Annotated in this window: 16 protein-coding genes and 2 pseudogenes; 13 read left to right on the top strand and 5 right to left on the bottom strand. The window is 63.6% G+C overall.

Annotated elements, in window-relative coordinates; genetic code table 11:
• The gene (locus AAFP32_RS13910; RefSeq protein WP_350269620.1) at window positions 1–1,152 is read right to left on the bottom strand and encodes a HAMP domain-containing sensor histidine kinase; all 1,152 of its coding nucleotides are present in this window, start codon (window positions 1,150–1,152) and stop codon (window positions 1–3) included.
• On the bottom strand, window positions 1,152–1,901 hold the full coding sequence (locus tag AAFP32_RS13905; protein ID WP_350269619.1) for a response regulator transcription factor: 750 nt from the start codon (window positions 1,899–1,901) through the stop codon (window positions 1,152–1,154). Before AAFP32_RS13905 ends, AAFP32_RS13910 begins: the two co-directional genes overlap by 1 nt.
• A 150-nt stretch (window positions 1,902–2,051) precedes the next feature.
• Here AAFP32_RS13905 and AAFP32_RS13900 point away from each other — a divergent pair.
• The 6 genes and pseudogenes from AAFP32_RS13900 to AAFP32_RS13875 form a co-directional block, all read left to right on the top strand.
• Window positions 2,052–2,303 (top strand): annotated as a pseudogene (locus tag AAFP32_RS13900) (low temperature requirement protein A); the annotation flags it as partial.
• A gap of 346 nt (window positions 2,304–2,649) precedes the next feature.
• On the top strand, window positions 2,650–3,780 hold the full coding sequence (locus AAFP32_RS13895) for a M4 family metallopeptidase (protein ID WP_350269618.1): 1,131 nt from the start codon (window positions 2,650–2,652) through the stop codon (window positions 3,778–3,780).
• Window positions 3,777–4,175 carry a hypothetical protein gene (locus AAFP32_RS13890; protein ID WP_350269617.1) on the top strand — a complete coding sequence of 133 codons (399 nt, stop codon included), beginning with the start codon at window positions 3,777–3,779 and terminating at the stop codon, window positions 4,173–4,175. The genes AAFP32_RS13895 and AAFP32_RS13890 overlap by 4 nt, the downstream gene beginning before the upstream one ends.
• Before the next feature lie 84 nt (window positions 4,176–4,259).
• Entirely contained in the window at window positions 4,260–5,180 is a 921-nt protein-coding gene (locus AAFP32_RS13885) for a tryptophan 2,3-dioxygenase (protein WP_350269616.1), read from the top strand.
• A pseudogene (locus tag AAFP32_RS13880) lies at window positions 5,165–5,329 on the top strand (hypothetical protein); the annotation flags it as partial. The gene AAFP32_RS13885 and the pseudogene AAFP32_RS13880, both read left to right, overlap by 16 nt.
• Before the next feature lie 12 nt (window positions 5,330–5,341).
• Window positions 5,342–6,103 (top strand): PaaX family transcriptional regulator C-terminal domain-containing protein, encoded by a 762-nt coding sequence (locus tag AAFP32_RS13875; protein WP_350269615.1) that lies wholly within the window; start codon window positions 5,342–5,344, stop codon window positions 6,101–6,103.
• A gap of 49 nt (window positions 6,104–6,152) precedes the next feature.
• Here AAFP32_RS13875 and AAFP32_RS13870 read toward each other — a convergent pair whose 3' ends face one another.
• Together AAFP32_RS13870 and AAFP32_RS13865 are read right to left on the bottom strand one after the other, a co-directional pair.
• Window positions 6,153–6,980 (bottom strand): alpha/beta hydrolase, encoded by an 828-nt coding sequence (locus AAFP32_RS13870; RefSeq protein ID WP_350269614.1) that lies wholly within the window; start codon window positions 6,978–6,980, stop codon window positions 6,153–6,155.
• Window positions 6,977–7,771, bottom strand: coding sequence for an SGNH/GDSL hydrolase family protein (locus tag AAFP32_RS13865; RefSeq protein WP_350269613.1), 795 nt, complete (start codon window positions 7,769–7,771; stop codon window positions 6,977–6,979). The genes AAFP32_RS13870 and AAFP32_RS13865 overlap by 4 nt, the downstream gene beginning before the upstream one ends.
• A 178-nt stretch (window positions 7,772–7,949) precedes the next feature.
• Here AAFP32_RS13865 and AAFP32_RS13860 point away from each other — a divergent pair, with 178 nt between their 5' ends.
• Complete coding sequence (locus AAFP32_RS13860; RefSeq protein ID WP_350269612.1) at window positions 7,950–9,230, top strand: amidohydrolase; 1,281 nt, start codon at window positions 7,950–7,952, stop codon at window positions 9,228–9,230.
• Window positions 9,227–10,969: a threonine/serine exporter family protein gene (locus tag AAFP32_RS13855; protein ID WP_350269611.1), complete on the top strand. Its 1,743-nt coding sequence runs from the start codon at window positions 9,227–9,229 to the stop codon at window positions 10,967–10,969. The genes AAFP32_RS13860 and AAFP32_RS13855 overlap by 4 nt, the downstream gene beginning before the upstream one ends.
• 12 nt (window positions 10,970–10,981) lie before the next feature.
• Here the strand turns inward: AAFP32_RS13855 and AAFP32_RS13850 are convergent, their stop codons facing one another.
• The gene (locus AAFP32_RS13850) at window positions 10,982–11,683 is read right to left on the bottom strand and encodes a uracil-DNA glycosylase (protein WP_350269610.1); all 702 of its coding nucleotides are present in this window, start codon (window positions 11,681–11,683) and stop codon (window positions 10,982–10,984) included.
• A gap of 243 nt (window positions 11,684–11,926) precedes the next feature.
• Between AAFP32_RS13850 and AAFP32_RS13845 the strand changes: the two genes are divergently transcribed.
• From AAFP32_RS13845 to groL, 5 genes are all read left to right on the top strand, one after another.
• On the top strand, window positions 11,927–13,393 hold the full coding sequence (locus AAFP32_RS13845) for an aldehyde dehydrogenase family protein (RefSeq protein ID WP_350269609.1): 1,467 nt from the start codon (window positions 11,927–11,929) through the stop codon (window positions 13,391–13,393).
• Window positions 13,394–13,663: 270 nt separating this feature from the next.
• Window positions 13,664–13,930, top strand: a complete 267-nt coding sequence (locus AAFP32_RS13840) for a DUF3263 domain-containing protein (RefSeq protein WP_009881872.1) — start codon at window positions 13,664–13,666, stop codon at window positions 13,928–13,930.
• Between the two features lie 2 nt (window positions 13,931–13,932).
• Complete coding sequence (locus AAFP32_RS13835) at window positions 13,933–14,568, top strand: LytR C-terminal domain-containing protein (protein ID WP_350269608.1); 636 nt, start codon at window positions 13,933–13,935, stop codon at window positions 14,566–14,568.
• Window positions 14,569–14,916: 348 nt separating this feature from the next.
• The gene (locus AAFP32_RS13830) at window positions 14,917–15,120 is read left to right on the top strand and encodes a cold-shock protein (RefSeq protein ID WP_009881874.1); all 204 of its coding nucleotides are present in this window, start codon (window positions 14,917–14,919) and stop codon (window positions 15,118–15,120) included.
• An 803-nt stretch (window positions 15,121–15,923) separates the two neighbouring features.
• Window positions 15,924–17,561, top strand: coding sequence for a chaperonin GroEL (gene groL / locus AAFP32_RS13825; RefSeq protein ID WP_350269607.1), 1,638 nt, complete (start codon window positions 15,924–15,926; stop codon window positions 17,559–17,561).
• The last annotated feature ends 160 nt before the right edge of the window (window positions 17,562–17,721 follow it).

Raw genomic sequence — 17,721 nt, 5'->3', positions numbered from 1 at the left:
TCAAGCAGGGGAGGAGATCGCGGGCAGTCGAACCTCGAAGCACGCGCCCACCTCGGTGTTGGACACGTCGACGGTGCCCGAGTGCGCCTCGACGATTCCGCGGACGATCGCCAGCCCCAGGCCAGCGCCGCCGGTGATCACCTCCTCAGCGGGTGTGCGCGCCGGGGTGCCCCGCCAGCCGGTGACGAAGACCTCGGTCAGAGCCTCGGCCGGGATGCCGCCCCCGGTGTCGCTGAAGGTGAGTACGGCCTGCCCCTCTGGGCCCCGTCCCGTCTCGAGCACCACATCGGTGTTCCCAGGCGAGTGCTGAAGCGCATTCATGAGCAGATTCTCGACTGCCCGGGTCAGCTCCCGGGGATCACCGGCGACCACAACGTCGTTGAGCCCGCGCGCATGAACCCCGACCTTCTTCGCCTCGGCTACGGGGCGCAGATCGGCGACCGCATCGGAGACGAGATCGTAGAGGCTGACCTCGATGTTCTCAAGCTCCAGAGCTCCCGACTGGATCCGGGAGAGGGCGAAGAGATCGTCGACCATCTGAGACAGCCGATCCACCTGGAACCGGATCGTCTCGTAGTAGCGCTGCGGATCGTCGACCATGCCGTCTTCGAGTGCCTCGGCCATGGCCTTGAGCCCCGCCATCGGCGTGCGCAGGTCATGGGCGATCCAGGCGATGAGCTCGCGGCGTGAACGGTCGAGGGCGGATACCTCGTCACGGGAGTCGGCGAGCTTGGCGCTCGTGGCGACGAGTTCGGCCCGTAGGGAAGCGGTCTCCGACATGTCCTTCGGGCCGGTGATGCCACCGAGTCGATGGCCTTCGCCCACTTCTGCCATGAGGATCCGCAGGTCCTCGTACTCACGGGCGATGACTCGGCCGAGGAACCAGGTCACGGCCAGGGTCGAGAGCAGGGAGGCGAAGGCCACGGTGAGGAACACGTAGAGGTCGTGCTCGGACAGGTACATCGCAGCGGAGATCGCGATCATCCCGGTGAGCACGGATATCAGCGTCGTGGCGACGACGATCGACAGGCGCACAGTCAGCGACCGGCGTCGCGCCAGCCACAGTCCACCCACGCCGAGGAGGCCGACAGCGGCCGAACAGAGGCATGCGACGACGAAGATGCGCACCATTTCGGGCAGAGGAAGGAACATCAGCGTGTCCCTTCTTCCGTGGCGGGGAGGTCGCCGCTGCGCTCAACTTCGAAGCGGTAGCCGGCACCCCAGACAGTGGACAGGAATCGCGCATGCGAGGGATCGTCCTCGATCTTCGTCCGCAGTCTGCGCACGGTCACGGTGATCGTCGACAGGTCACCGACCTCCCACCCCCACACGGAGCGCAGGAGGGCCGCACGGTCGAAGACCTGACCCGGGTGTTTGAGGAAGAAGGCAAGCAGATCGAATTCGCGAGCGGTCAGATCCAGGGCGGTCCCGTAGCGGCTGACGCGGCGGGCCGAGGCGTCGAGGTGAAACGGGCCGAGGTCGAAGGGCGCCTCGGGGGTGGAATCGCTGACGGTGCGCCGCAGGATCGATTGCACTCGCAGCACCAGCTCCTTGGGGGAGAAGGGCTTCGTGAGGTAGTCGTCGGCGCCGGCTTCGAGGCCGTCGATGCGGTCCTCGGTCGCGGACGGTGCGGTGAGCATGAGCACGGGAACCGTTGTGAAGACCCGCAGCCGGCGGCACACCTCGACGCCATCGATGCCGGTCAGCTTCCGGTCGAGGACGACGAGATCAGGCACTGCCTCGGTCAGTGCTGCGAGAGCCCGGAACCCGTCGGTGACCTCATCGACGAGGAAACCGGCGGCTCGCAGATAGCTGCGGGCCACCTCCGCGACCGTGGGATCGTCTTCGACTAAGAGGAGGCGTCGGTCGGTGAGATCGGGGTCCACAGCGGGATGGGTCATGGCTTCAGTCTAGGAAGCCGCGTGCGGTTCTGATACCCCAGAGGGCCGATGGCCGGCGCCTAAACTGTCCTCAGCGAAAATCAGCCCCATGCGAAGGTGACCGAAATGAACAGTGCAGCGGCGCAGCGAAGCAGATTCCGACTGGTCCCGATGCGTCCCCGCGATCCTGGGGAGGAGGGACGCGCGGCGAGTTCGCTCGAGCTCTTCTTCGCGATCTGGTGGGCCTGGATGAACTTCACCTGGTTCGGCACGTCGTTTGACAATGACGACTGGCTCTACCGGGTGATGACGATCGTGCAGATGGGCGGCGTACTCGTTCTGGCTGCAGGGATCGGACCTGTCTTCGCCGAGGGCGACTTCACCGTCGCCGTTCTCGGCTACGTCCTCATGCGCATCGTCATCGCAGAGCTGAGCGTGAGGACTCCGTGGCACCCTCATCGTGGCCTCGCCCAAGGCAGGCCAGTCCATAGTCGCCGAGGCGGAGGCCCACTGATCCGTGCCACTGGCCGTGATCAGTGGGCAAGACCGATGAAGTGCTTCTGGTCCCAGGGCTTTCGCCTCGTCGAACCGCATCCGCAGTGGGTGAGCGAGTCACCTGAGCGCCGATGATTCGATTCGGCGTGGGCGATCATGCCGTTGCTCGGGCTTCATGCAAAGAGAACTCTGCAGGGAAGAGTGTGGAAGAGATTCCCTGCTGATTTCACGATGTTCCTGTTCGTTTCCCAGTTGAAGGTGGGACGCTGGTCACATGAGTACTCATCACGTCGTGCCGCCCTACCTTCTCGATGCTCTTGCCGAACGCGGAGGTGAGAGATTCCCTCGCGCTGCCCGGGCCGCACGCAGCTGCCGGAGGTCCGATGAATCGTCTCGCAACCTGCGGGCAGAGGGTCTGCGCTATACGCCGGTGGGCAAAGCCGAGGACGGTGCGGGTGAATCGGGCTCGCCGAGCACGAGACGCTCCGTGGGTGTCGACGCGAAGGCCGGAGTGAACCGCCTCATTCACGACGCACAGGGCACCGAGACCCTGCCGGGAGTCCTCGTTCGCAGTGAGGGTGAGGAGCCGGTGTCCGACGAGGCGGTCAATGAAGCCTATGACGGACTCGGGGCCTCCTACTCGCTCTTCGCCGAGGCCTTTGGGCGCAACTCGCTCGACGGCAATGGGATGCCGCTCATCGCCAGCGTCCACTACGGCCAGGACTACGACAACGCCTTCTTCGATGGGCGGCTGATGGTCTTCGGCGACGGCGACGACGAGGTCTTCACCGGGTTCACCGGATCGCTGTCGATCATCGGCCACGAACTCAGCCACGGCGTCATCAGCCACACCGCCGACCTCGAGTACTTCGGCCAGCCCGGGGCGCTCAACGAACACTGTGCCGACGTCTTCGGAGCCCTGACCGACCAGCACGATTCCGGGCAGGATGCCGGGGATGCCTCCTGGCTCATCGGTGCTGGCATCTTCACCTCCGAGGTCACCGGTAAGGCACTGCGGTCCATGCTCGCGCCCGGCACGGCATACGACGATGATGTGCTTGGCACGGACCCGCAGCCTGACCACATGGACCGCTTCGTCACCACGGAGTCGGACAACGGAGGGGTCCACCTCAACTCGGGAATCCCCAACCGTGCCTTCGCGCTCGCCGCCACCCGCCTCGGCGGACCGGCCTGGGAAACCGTGGGGCAGGTGTGGTTCGCCGTGCTGACCGGATCCGACATCACCACCGGCACCGATTTCGCAGGCTTCGCAGCACTGACCATTGCCGAGGCGGTCGCAGCCTTCGGCGAGGGATCCGACGTTCACGACGCCCTCGTCCAGAGCTGGGATGCGGTCGGAGTCACCCATGCCGCGGGCAGGGGAAACGTGGGGAGCAGCTGGTGAGTGACGAGAGCGCGACCGCCTCCGGCGACGGCGACACTGTATTCGGCCACCTCGTCGTCGAGCGCAGCGGTGGGATCGGCGGGCTGCTGCTCGTGTGGGATGTCGACATCGACTCGAGCGAGCACCGGGAGCAGATCGGGCCCACGGTCGCGCAGCTTCCGTGGCAGGGCGACTCCGCTGCCCAGGCGGCGGCCGCCGTCGGGGATGCGACCGGTGCAGGTACAGGTGCTGGAAGTGGGGTTGGCGTGGGTGCCGACCGCTATGTCTATGTCTTCGAGAGCCGCTTCGGTCTCGTGCGTTTCGGCGAGGCCGAGATGCCGAGGGAGTGGAAGCACCTCGTCGATCAGGTCCGTGAGATCACCGAGCCCGAGCACCGCAGGCCCGGAAGTCGCTGAGGCCGTGGGTGGGCCGCCTCGCGATCAGCGATGGATGTTGCATGACTTGTCCGCTCGGACATAAATTGCAATATAGTGACGGTCATGACTCATGATGACTCCACTGCAGGTAAGAACGAACGGGATCTCGAAGAGGGCATCCACACGGACCTGCGCTCGACGATGACCTATGGCTCCTATCTCAGCCTCGACCGTCTGCTGACGTCCCAGCACCCCGTCAGTGAACCGGTCCACCACGACGAACTGCTGTTCATCATTCAGCACCAGACCACGGAGCTGTGGTTCAAGCTCGTCATCCACGAACTCCTCGATGCCCGCAGCCTCATCGCCGATGACAGGCTCCAGCTGGCGCTCAAACGCATCGCCCGCGTCAAGCACATCCAGAAGACGCTGACCGAGCAATGGTCCGTCCTCGCGACGCTGACCCCGAGCGAATACGTCGGCTTCCGTGATGAGCTCGGCCGGTCATCGGGCTTCCAGTCCTGGCAGTATCGGGCCGTGGAGTTCCTGCTCGGCAACAAGAACGCCGGCATGCTGCAGGTCTTCGACGGTGAGCCCGAGGCTCGCGCGCAGCTCGAGACGTATCTGAATGAGCCCAGCGTGTACGACGAGTTCCTGCGTCTTCTTGCTCGCCGTGGACTCCCGGTTCCGCAGCGCCTGCTCGACCGAGATGTCAGCGTGGCGCACACGTTCGACGAAGAGCTCCTCGACACCTTCCGAATCATCTACGAGGATCCCGAAACGTACTGGCTGGAGTACGAGAGCTGCGAGGAGCTCGTCGATCTTGAGGAGAACTTCCAGTTCTGGCGCTACCGCCACATGCGCACGGTGCTGCGGATCATCGGCATGAAGCGGGGCACCGGCGGCTCGAGCGGCGTCGGATTCCTGCAGAAGGCCCTTGATCTCACGTTCTTCCCCGAACTCTTCGACATCCGAACCGGAATCGAGAATGGTCCGGGAACCGCGACTGGCAAGACCACAGCGGCCGGCTGTCCGGGGCTCTGAGTCCGATCGCCGAGCTCTCACCCCGGCCGGGCAACCCCGCCTCCCTGCTGCGGACCTTCGTCGGGCTCCACCTGCGCGAGCTGGGCGGATGGATCCGGGTCGCGGCTCTGCTCGAGCTCCTCGCCACCGCCGGAATCTCGAACTCCTCGACCCGCAGCGCCGTGTCGAGGCTCAAGGGCAAGGGGCTGCTCATCCCAGACAAGCGGGAAGTCCCGGGCAGCGATGCCGGGGTCGCCGGATATCGTTTGGATCCCGCGGCCGTGACTGACCTCGAACGCGGCGATCGGAGGATCTTCTCCTACCGTGGGCACAGGGATGACGAGCCCTGGTGTCTCGTGTCCTACTCCCTGCCCGAGGTGAACCGCTCCAAGCGAGTCCAGCTGCGCCGAGCGCTGACAGGGTTGGGCTTCGGTGCGATCATCGATGGACTGTGGATCGCTCCCGGGCATCTGCGCGCTGAGGTCGAGGACGTGCTGGAGACCCTCGCTGTCCGCAGCTGCGCGACCATCTTCATCACCCAGACACCACTGACCGCCGGGCCCTTCGCCCAGGCGGCCGCGACCTGGTGGGACCTGGAGAGACTCGCTGCCCGGCACAACGAATTCCTTGACCGGTACGAACAGTACGCGCCGAACGAGCAATTCGCGCCGAGCACGCTGAACACGCCGACCACGCTGAACACGCAGCGCTCACCACAGGCTGCGTCTTCACTGCAGTCGCCTGCCGACCCCAGCGAGGCATTCGTCCTGTGGCTGGCCTGCGTCGACGACTGGAAGGCGATCCCCTACGTTGATCCGGGCCTGCCCGCCAGCGCGCTGCCCGCGGACTGGCCCGGGATGAGGAGCGTCGAACTGTTCGCCGAGCTCCGCGCCAGATTCGCAGACCCTGCCCGTGCTTACGTCCGGGAGATCGCCGCCGTCTGATAGTCCGGCCCCTCGAGCCGCAGTCCAGCGTAGACCAGCTCTGCACTGATCAGCCCAGCAGTGCGTCGATCACAAACGGGAAGTAGGGCGAGTCGGGGTCGACGACATCGGCATGATCGGCGCCCTCGGCGATTGTCAGCTTCGCAGGGAAGGTCCGCGAGAAATTGATGTCGACCGTCTGGTCCCGATCGCCGTGAATCGTGCGCAGATCGACCCGCGCGGGAATGAGCAGCGCCCGCGACCGTGGATCCTCACGCAGGTACGGGGCGAGATCCTCGCTGGGAGCCGCGCCCATGTAGTCGAGGACCGCACTCTCGCCCAGGCCGTCCTCGACCTCGCGGAACAGGTCCGTGATCGGTGCCAAGGGGCGCAGTCGGAACTCGGGGCCGACCTCGCGAAGGTGGCTTGCCCAGGCCAGCACCAGGCACCCTCCAGCGGAATGCCCGGAGACGACGAGATTGTCTCTGGCCCGCGCATTCACGCCCCAGTCCGACAGCGACGCGGACGTGAAGCTGATGGCGGCGGTGACATCGTTGAGGCAGTTGGGCTGCCCGCCTGCCCGCCGGTACTCGACGAGCACGCACAGCACCCCCACCTCGGCGAGGGCAGCGGCCATGGGCCTGGCATGGGTGAGATCCGTGCGCTGCCGGAAGTAGCCGCCGTGGACGAGGACCACCACCGCCGAGGCGGTGACCGGGTCACCGTGGACCTCGAGGAACTGGTCGGGGTCAGTCCCGTACTCGTACCGAGAGAAGCGAGAGGCACAAGCACCCGACGTCCACGCCGACTCCGACAGGATCGGATCCAGTGCTGCACCGGCTGTGCTCAGGGCCGCGAAGCGCTCGCCCTCCCGTGTGGTGGCCTCGTCTTCACTCATTCGGGATTGCGCACCCGTGTCAGTTCGGGAAGCTTCGCATCGAGCTTATCTCCCGAGGACTGCCCGCGCAGGCGGCGACCGACCCAGGGCGCGAAGTGCTCGCGGGCCCATTTCGACTCCTCGCTGACCGCGTCACGGATCGGACGTGTCGGACGTGCCGGCATCGAAAAGCCCGTCACGGGCAAGGAGTGCCCGCTCTCCAGGGTCGCCAACGCCTGATCGGCGACGAGGGCGTGGCCCCGGGGAGAGAGGTGGATCCGGTCATCGGCCCACATGTCGTCGGCATAGAGCTGACGCAGGCCCCAGACATCGATCATGTGACATCCGTGACGCTGCGCGATCGACCACAGATGGGCGTTGTAGACGCCTACCCGCGGTCGCACAGCGCGGATCAGGGGAGAACTGATCTCCGTATCGAATCCGTTGCACATGAGCACCTCGATGCCGGCTTCACGGAAGGCGACGACGGCGCGTTCGAACTGATTGGCCAGGTCATCGATGTCGGCCATCGGGCGCAGACAGTCGTTGCCGCCGGCACAGAAACTGACCAAGTCGGGTTTGAGGGCCAATGCTTTGGGCACCTGCTCATCGATGATCCGATCGAGGAGTCGCCCGCGGATGGCAAGGTTCGCGTAGGTGAGTTCGGGACTGCCCACCGGGGAGTCGACGAGCTTGCCGGCAAGACGATCGGCCCATCCCACATACCGGTCCTCTTGGTTCGGATCATGGTCCATCAGTCCTTCACTGAACGAGTCGCCGATCGCGACATATGACGTGATGGTCTGGAGCATCGCAGGGTCCTTCTCTCATTGGTTCTCTGACTCCGAACTATACTGAACCGGCCTTGTCGGATTCATGTGGGACTGCAGCAGGGTCGGCAGGCCCTGCGTCGTGACCGGCGCTGATCGTCTGGCGTAGACTCGAATCGAGACGGATCTCATCCCTGAAGGCCACTGCAAGAGGAGCACAATGTATCGTTCGGTTCCGGTTCCAGAGATCATCGATTTCGCCATCACCAACGCACGGATTCTGCCCATTGCAGACGCCGACGGCAGACGCGCGGAACCAATCGAATCCGGCACGATCCTGGTGTCGAACGGATCGATCGCCTCGGTGGCGGCCGGGGGTGCCGACGCACAGAATCTGCCTGCCGGCACCGAGATCATTGACGCTGGGGGACGCTGGGTCCTGCCCGGATTCATCGAAGCCCACGGCCACCTCGGCGTCCATGAGGATGGTGAAGGCTGGTCGGGTGACGACACGAACGAGATGACGAACCCCAACGGTGCCGGTGTGCGTGCTCTCGACGGCATCGATCCGAGTGAAATCGGGTTCAAGGACGCGCTGCGTGGAGGCGTCACCTCGGCGCTGATCAAGCCCGGATCCGGCAATCCGATCGGCGGGCGCACCGCCTTCGTCAAAACCTGGGGTCGCATCGTCGACGAAATGCTCGTGACACAGGACCTGTCCGTGAAGTCCGCACTGGGGGAGAACCCGAAACGCGTCTACGGTGAGAAGAATGTCACCCCATCGACGCGCATGGGAACCGCGAAGATCCTTCGTGACGCCTTCGTCGATGCGCAGAACTACCAAGCGAAGCGGGCCCACGCCGAATCCGAAGGCACACCTTTCGAACGTGACCTCGTCAAAGAGACCTTGGCTGATGTCCTCGACGGAAAACTCGCCTTCGACCAGCATTGCCACCGTGCCGATGATATCGCCACGGCCATCCGCCTGTCCGAGGAATTCGGCTACCGCCTGGTCATCAACCACGGCACCGAGGGCCACAAGATCGCCGACTACATCGCCGACAAGGGCATCGACGTCATCCTCGGGCCGCTCATGACCAGTCGCTCGAAGGTCGAGCTGCGCGACCGCACCTTGGCGACCGCGGGTGCACTTGCCAAGGCCGGTGTGCGCATTGCCCTGACCACCGACCACCCCGTCATCCCGATCAACTTCCTCATCCACGAAGCCTCCCTGGCAGTCAAGGAGGGCCTCGATCCCGTCGTTGCGCTCGAGGCGCTGACCATCAACCCTGCCGCGATCTTCGGCCTCGACGACCGCCTGGGCTCACTTGCCCCGGGCCGCGACGCCGACCTCGTCCTCTGGTCAGGTGATCCGCTCGACCTGAACTCCCGCGCCGATCAGGTGTTCGTCTCCGGCCGCAAGGTCTACGATTTCGACGCCGAAGCAGGTTTCGCCGAGGTGGCGGACCCGTTCGGCCCTACCCTCATCAGTGAGCCGTGACGGACGAGAGCACAGAAGAGGCTCCCACCGCAGAGGTGCCGGTCGACGCCCAGTCGTCGACCGAGCCCGGACGCGGTGCGAACCAAGCGGAAGCCGGATCCCAGGCACTGCAGGAACTGCTTGAGCTCTCCCGTCAGCAGCGCCTGCAGGAGCTGCGCGAAGCACCGGTCGGGGAGCTGAAGCCCGACGAGGTCGCTCACTCCGGCGCGAAGTCACCGAAGACGACGGCAGCCAAGTCGAAGCCGAAAGCCGAAGCCCGGGGCGCCTCCCAGCGGATCGCCCAGCGGGTGGCCAGGCGCACCGTGGGTAAGCTCGTCTCCGGAACATCGGTCAACACCCAGCCGGTCCCCATCGTCACCGCACTCAAGGGCTCCCCCTACAAGGATCCGGTGCAGGCGAACGAACCGGGCGAGGACGAGGCCAGGATGGTCCTCGACTTCGCGGCCGACCTCGCTGCGATCATGATGCGTGCCGGCGCAGGGACCTCGGACATCGAGGTCTCCGTCATCGCGGCCTGCGCCGCCTTCGGGCTGACCACCGCGCAGGTGGATCTGACCTCGAACACCCTGACCGTGCACTACTCGACCTCCGATGGCCGCCTCATGACCGTCATGCGCGTCAACCGGGGCGAGTCCATCCACTTCGCGAAGCTGGGCTCCGTGCACAAGCTCGTCACGGAGCTGGTTGCTGGGAACATGGGCTTCAACGATGCTCGCAGCCGCCTCGACGCCATCAGGTCACAGCGACGTCCCTACCAGGAGTGGTTCGTCACAGGCGCGTGGGGGCTGATGGTCGGCAGCCTCGTCGTGCTGCTCGGTGGTGGAGTGGTCGCGACCGTCCTGGGCATCGGCATGTCGATCTTCATCAGCCAAGTCGGCAAGCTCATCGGCCGCACCACCCTGCCAGATTTCTTCACCACCACCTTGCAGGCCGCGATTGCGACAGTGGTGGCGATGGTTGCCGGCAACTTCGGGCTCATCACCTCACCACAGTATCTCGTGGCGGCCGGAATCGTCCTGCTGCTGCCCACTCAGTCGCTGTATTCGTCCGTCCAAGACGCGCTGACGAACTTCCCGCTCACCGCCGCTGGACGGATGGTGGGAGTGGTTCTTGCCCTGGCCGGCATCATTTCGGGACTGGCACTGGGCGTCGTGTTCGGAGAGGCGATCGGGCTCAGACCGATCGAGGTCCTCGTGCCCAAGACCGATGTGCATGTGATCGCGGCGATCCTGTCGATCGCTGCGGCTTCCCTCGTCGCCATGGCCGGCGCCGTGGGTATGCAGGCGACGCGGCGGTTCATCCTGCCCGCGGCCTTCGTCGGCCTTGCCTCCCATATCACGATGATGTCGCTGAGCATCCTCAACATCGACAACGTCCTCGCCAGTCTGCTGGCGGCCACCGTGGCAGGCTTCCTCTCACGCCCGTTGTCCCTGCGCCTGGGTGCGCCGGCCATCGTGCTCATGATTCCCGCGATATACACACTGCTGCAGGGACTGTCGATCTTCACTGCTGTGTATCAGATTGTCGCCGAATCGGCGACGACATCTTTCGCTGTGGGGCTCTCATCCCTGTTCTCAGCGATCCTCGCCAATGCCGCCCTGGCCGTTGGAGCCGTGCTCGGCAGCTATCTGGCCAGGCCGTTGAAGAACCTCAAAGCCGATGCTGTCGAGAAGACCGCCAAATCCGCGCGCTCGACCGAGTCGACGATGACCGTGGATGCGGTCGAGCCCCGCGACTGAGTCTTGGCACGCTCAGCCCTGGGGCGGGAGGCTCCAATCGATGGGCGCCATGCCCTTGTGCACAAGCAGATCGTTGGTGCGGGAGAACGGCTGGGATCCGAAGAAGCCTCTGCTGGCTGACAGCGGCGACGGGTGTGCGGACTCGATGATCGCGACCTCCGAGCGACCCGACCGCAGCATCGGGGCCAGATTCCTCGCCTCTCGGCCCCATAGGATCGCCACCAGCGGTTGATCCCGGTCGACCAGAGCGGCAATCGCCTGTTCCGTGATGGCCTCCCAGCCGCGCTTGCGGTGGGACGCGGGCTCGCCCGGGGCAACAGTGAGCACCCTATTGAGCAGCATGACGCCCTGCCTTGACCACGCCTGCAGATCACCATGGGCGGCAGGTTCGATGCCCAAGTCGGCGGCGAGCTCCTTGTAGATGTTCTTCAGTGACCGGGGAAGCGGACGCACCTCGGGATCGACGGCGAAGGACAGACCGATCGCATGCCCGGGGGTCGGATAGGGATCCTGTCCGACGATGACTACCTTCACCTCGGCGAGTGGCTCAGCAAAGGCACGGAACACCTTGTCTCCGCTGGGCAGATAACTTCGCCCAGCGGAGACCTCCTCCCGCAGGAAATCGCCCACGTCATGGATGCGATCGGCCTGGTCGGACAGTGCCGTGGCCCAGTCGGAGGACATGATCTTCGTCAGCTCGGCTGTGGACGTCATGCCCGCGATTCTACCGATGGGAAGCATCGTCTCCGATCCGTGACCGACCAGGTATGCGATCAGGCGTGCGGTCACGTGTCGGTCTCGGAGAGTGGCCTGGGCCGAGGTTCGGTGCCGATGTGCACATAACGCAGATGAGGTGTGCATCATCGCCTACCGTCCCGGCATTCTTTTCGGACCCAGACGGACGATATGCTTCTTCGAAGGAGTTCATCGCAGAACTGAGTAGGTGAAAGGATCACAATGTCGCAATTTCCCGAGGCCACGAACTGGAAGCTGTTCATCGGCGGAGAATGGGTCGAAGCCGCCGACGGTGACAGGAAAGACGTCATCACCCCCATCGATCGCAACGTTGTGATCGCCACTGTGGCCAATGGCAAGGAAGCGGACGCCGATCGAGCAGTCAAGGCCGCTCGCAAAGCGTTCCCCGAATGGGCTGCGCTTCCGTTCAAGGAACGCCAGAAGATGCTCATCCGCTGCGCGGACGCACTTGAAGCCGGTTCCGAGGAACTGGCCCAGCTGACCGCGATCGACACTGGCAACGCCATCCGGACACAGGCACGCCCGGAGACGATCATCCTGGCCGACTTGTTCCGTTACATGGGCGGAGTAGCCGGCGAGGTCAAGGGCAACACACTGCCTGCCGGTGACGGACAGCTGCAGTACACGAAGCGAATGCCACTTGGCGTCGTCGCGGGAATCCTGCCGTGGAACTCGCCGCTGATGATCGCCGCTTTCAAGACTCCGGCCGCACTGGCCGCCGGCAACACGATCGTCCTCAAATGCGCCGAGGATGCACCGCTGACAATTCTGAAGATGGCTGAACTGCTCGCCGACATTCTTCCGGCTGGCGTCCTCAACGTCGTCACAGGCAAGGGCTCGGTCATCGGTGAGGCCCTCAACGTCCACCCCGACGTCGATAAGGTCTCGTTCACCGGTTCGACGAATGTCGGCCGCCACGTCGCTGAACTGGCAGGCGGACGTCTCGCTCATGCTTCGATGGAACTCGGCGGCAAGAGCCCGAACATCGTCTTCCCCGACTCCAACGACGATGACACTCTCCAGCAGGTGCTGCTGTCGACCCGCTTCGCACGCCAGGGCCAGTCCTGCACGATGGGCTCACGCCTGTTCCTGCACGAGGACATCTACGATGACTTCCTGGGCAAGCTCGTCGACGCCGTGTCGAAGATGAAGGTCGGTGACCCTCGCAACGAAGACTCCGACATCGGCTGCATCATCAACGAGAAGCAGTTCAACCAGGTGTCTGACTACATCGAGATGGGCAAGTCGATGGACGGCGTTGAGATCGCCTACGACGGAACTGATTCACTTGAGGTCGGTGAACCCGGTTTCTACCACGCTCCCGTCATCTTCTCCAAGGCCAAGAACGAATGGCAGACGAGCCAGGAGGAGATCTTCGGCCCCGTCCTCTCGGTCATTCCCTGGAAGGACGTTGACGAGGTCATCGACATGGCCAATGACAGCGAATTCGGCCTCGCCGCATTCGTCTTCACGAAGAACGTCGATGCCGCACTGACCATGGCCAACCGGATCGAATCCGGCTGGGTCCAGGTCAACCAGGGCGGTGGCCAGCTGGCCGGGCAGTCCTACGGCGGCATGAAGACCTCAGGCTTCGGTCGTGAGGCCTCGCTGGAGGGCATGCTCGAAGGCTTCACCCAGATCAAGCAGGTCAACATCCGCATCCGCTGATCGGTTCTCGTTCGACAGCTCGTCCGTGTAGGACCGCCGGCCGGCACTCTCGACCCACTCCGCTGTGGGCGACTCACGCACCGTGGCTACTCAGCCGCCGTGGAGAGTCACCTGGGGCGGGGTGGGTTGTCTGGGTTTCGGTCGGTAGACGGTGCCGGAAGGGTGGCGACGGCGCGCTGGTAGAGGTCCGACGGCGCGCCGCGAATTTCAGTCCTGTCCTCCGGGCGATAATATAGAGGCAACGATTCTTCCCGAAGGAGCACAACGTCTATGCCGCAGAACCAAGGCGCCCCCGAACTGAGCGAGCTCGAGGTGTCCGTTTTGGAGTTCGAGCGGCGGTGGTGGAAGTACGGTGGAGCCAAGGATCATGCGATTCGTGAACGGTTCGACATGTCAGCCACCAGCTACTTCCAGATCCTCAATTCCCTGCTCGACAACCCTGCCGCTCTTGCCAGTGACCCTATGCTGGTCAAACGCTTACGTCGCATCCGCACTACGCGGCAGAGCGAACGTGCACAAGCCCGCGTCTCGAGGTAGATATGACTGACGAATTCGACGAAATCGAAGCTGGACGACGCAGCGGAGCCCATCGTCAGGACTCCTCGGCACAGTCGAATGTCGGTGCCATCGCACTGGTCATCATCCTCGCTCTGGTTGCCGTTCTGCTGGTGGTCGCGGCCATCAACATCATCACCTCGTCGATGAAGGACCCCGAGTCCAACGTCGCCGATTCTGCCTCCGACAAGACCGCCTCGGCGAGTCCATCGCCCAGTGAGAGTGAAGTCAGCGTCGCTGACTCCTCACTCAAGGTCGATGTTCTCAACGGTTCGGGAGTCTCCGGAGTCGCGAAGAAGTTCTCCGAAGCAGTGGAGGAAAAGGGCTGGGGCATCGGCCAGGTCGGTAACTATTCGACCGGGCTGACCGACTCCACCGTCTACTACTCTGATGAAGCGAACGCCTCGCAGGCGAAGCTGGTCGCCGATGCGCTCGGGATCGAGGCCACCGAAGCGTCGACGGACTTCGACGCCGACATCACTGTCGTCATCTGTTCCGACATCGCCGAGCGCGGACCCGAACCCAGCGGAGGTGGCGCAGATGAGGGCGGTTCAGGCGAAAATGGTTCAGCCGCGGACGGCGCAGATTCCGGCTCGGCCGGTGCCACCGACAACAACTGATGAGCCCAGTGCCGTACTCGCCAGCTGAGCACTTTTGGCGCGGCTGGCGAGGCAGCTGGTGAGACGCGTTTCCCACCAGAAGCTAACCCGCCGAATATGTCCATATAACGAATTGGTAACAGTGTTAAGCGGTCGAGGGACCTGTCCGGCGCTGGGGTAGAGTTGCATCAGCTAGGCAAGCACTGCCCTTGTGTTCTATTCGTGCTTCACCGAGATCATTCTCTAGAGGTCAATGAGAGAAATCGCGGGGTCGGTTGAGTTTTACTAGCTTCCGTTGTCCGCTCTGTGGCCAGACTGGTCGCAATCGGGTGATGGAATATCAATGACACTGCACTGTATGGAGAAGTAATGGCACAAGGTACCGTCAAGTGGTTCAACGCCGAAAAGGGCTATGGATTCATTACCCTGGAAGGCAACAACCAGGACGTGTTCGTTCACTGGAGCGCAATCCAGATGGACGGCTACCGCGCTCTCGAAGAGGGCCAGCAGGTTGAGTTCGAAGTTGGAGAAGGACAAAAGGGTCCTCAGGCGGAATCCGTCACCCTCCTCTGAGACTCACGTACGTAAAGTCTTTTGATCCGCTTCGGCGGGATGGCGGCAGAGGCCCGAATCCTTCCGAGCGGGGAAAGCGCCAAGCAGGCAACTGCTTGGCGCTTTTCAGTTTCATGGAGGCGCGTCTCAAGGAGCTGCGCGTCTCAAGGAGCTGCGCGTTTCAGCGTGCTGCGCATTTCAAGGAGAGGCGAGTCTCAAGGAGCTGCGGACCACGCCCCGCGAGGGGAGAATCAGGGGCTGCGAGCCAGAAGTCGGGTAAGGGACCGATCGAAGTTTCAGGGCTCGACTTGCAAGCGGGGCTTTGAAACGTAGGTAGAGCTGTAGACCATGGCCCGGTCGCGCGTATTTCGCGCACACGGCTCGCCTGCCGCGCGCAACCGGCTCGCACGCTGCACGCGCATGCCTCGCGCACATTTCGTTCACACGGCTCGCCCGCCGCGCGCGCCCGGCTCGCTCCCGCTTCGTTCACACGCCTCACGCCTCACACACACGTCTCGCTCCCGCGATGGGACACGTGCCTCATGCGTCCGCTCCGCGGAACCCGCTGGAGTTTCGCGCTGGGCCGAACCGCGCAATCACGGAGGAGACGGCCGATTCGACTGTCGCGAGCGGACTCAATATTTGCACTCGCATGGTGAGAGTGCTAAATCTAGTAGTGGTGAAAACCGTGGGTTTCTCATCAATCGTCTCGAGAGCGTGGTCCATGTGTGGAATGGAACATGCGGACACATTCTCTGCCGTCGCGGGCGTTGACGATTGCTCTGGAATCCCATTCCACTCCATCAGGGAGGATCTAAGCCACTATGGCAAAGATGATTGCATTCGACGAAGAAGCTCGTCGGGGACTCGAAGCAGGTCTCAACCAGCTTGCGGACGCGGTCAAGGTAACCCTTGGACCACGTGGCCGCAATGTCGTGCTCGAAAAGCAGTGGGGCGCACCCACCATCACCAACGATGGTGTCTCCATTGCCAAGGAGATCGAACTCGAGGAACCTTACGAGAAGATCGGCGCCGAGCTCGTCAAGGAAGTCGCCAAGAAGACGGACGACGTTGCCGGCGACGGCACCACCACCGCTACCGTTTTGGCTCAGGCACTCGTTCGCGAAGGCCTGCGCAATGTTGCAGCCGGAGCTGATCCGCTCAGCCTCAAGCGCGGCATCGAGAAGGCTGTTGAAGCCGTCACAGGTGTCCTGCTCGAGAACGCCATCGACATCGAGACCAAGGAACAGATCGCCGCTACTGCCGGTATCTCCGCTGGAGATCCTGCTATCGGTGAACTGATCGCCGAGGCCATCGACAAGGTCGGCAAGGAAGGCGTCGTCACCGTCGAGGAGTCCAACACATTCGGACTCGAACTCGAACTGACCGAGGGTATGCGCTTCGACAAGGGCTACATCTCCGGTTACTTCGTGACCGACACGGATCGCCAGGAAGCTGTCCTTGAGGATCCTTACATCCTCATCGTCAACTCCAAGATCTCGAACGTGAAGGATCTGCTGCCCGTCCTCGAGAAGGTGCAGCAGTCGAACAAGCCGCTGTTCATCATCGCCGAAGACGTTGAGGGCGAAGCCCTCGCCGTTCTCGTGTTGAACAAGATCCGTGGCACCTTCAAGTCTGTGGCCGTCAAGGCTCCTGGCTTCGGAGATCGCCGCAAGGCTCAGCTTGCCGACATCGCCATCCTCACCGGTGGTCAGGTCGTGTCCGAGGAAGTCGGGCTCAAGCTCGACAACGTGACCACCGAACTGCTGGGCACCGCCCGCAAGGTTGTCATCACCAAGGACGAGACCACCATCGTCGAGGGTGCCGGAGACGCCGAGGAGATCGCAGGTCGGGTCGCACAGATCCGTGCCGAGATCGAGAACTCGGACTCGGACTACGACCGTGAGAAGCTGCAGGAACGTCTGGCCAAGCTGGCCGGCGGCGTTGCAGTCATCAAGGCCGGTGCTGCGACCGAGGTCGAGCTCAAGGAAACCAAGCACCGCATCGAAGATGCAGTGCGCAACGCCAAGGCTGCTGTGGAAGAGGGAATCGTCGCCGGTGGCGGCGTCTCGCTCATCCAGGCGGGCAAGACTGCCTTCGCCACCCTCTCACTCGAGGGTGACGAAGCAACCGGTGCCAACATCGTCAAGGTTGCCATCGAAGCTCCGCTCAAGCAGATCGCCACCAACGCCGGCCTCGAAGCCGGTGTGGTTGCCGACAAGGTCGCCAACCTCGAACCCGGTTTCGGCCTCAACGCCGCAACCGGCGAGTACGAGGACCTGTTGGCTGCTGGCATCAACGATCCGGTCAAGGTGACTCGCTCTGCTCTGCAGAACGCAGCTTCGATCGCCGGTCTGTTCCTGACCACCGAGGCGGTTGTCGCCGACAAGCCTGAGAAGGCTGCCGCAGGTGCTGACGCAGCTGCTGCAGGCATGGACGGAATGGGCGGCATGGGCTTCTGATAAGCCTCTACCGCTCGACGAGCCGTGCCGGTGCCCGAAAGGGTGCCGGCACGGCTCTTTTCGACTCGGCGCTCCTCCCGTACCCTGGATGGCATGACGTTCACCGGCACAGAGTCCTGCGGAAACAGCCCCAAGAACATGTTCGTCGCCCGGTTCGAAG

The organism is Brevibacterium sp. CBA3109, assembly GCF_040256645.1.
GTDB lineage: Bacteria > Actinomycetota > Actinomycetes > Actinomycetales > Brevibacteriaceae > Brevibacterium > Brevibacterium koreense.
The sequence above is the reverse complement of the archived record's forward strand: the minus strand, read 5'-3'. Positions and strand labels throughout refer to the sequence as shown.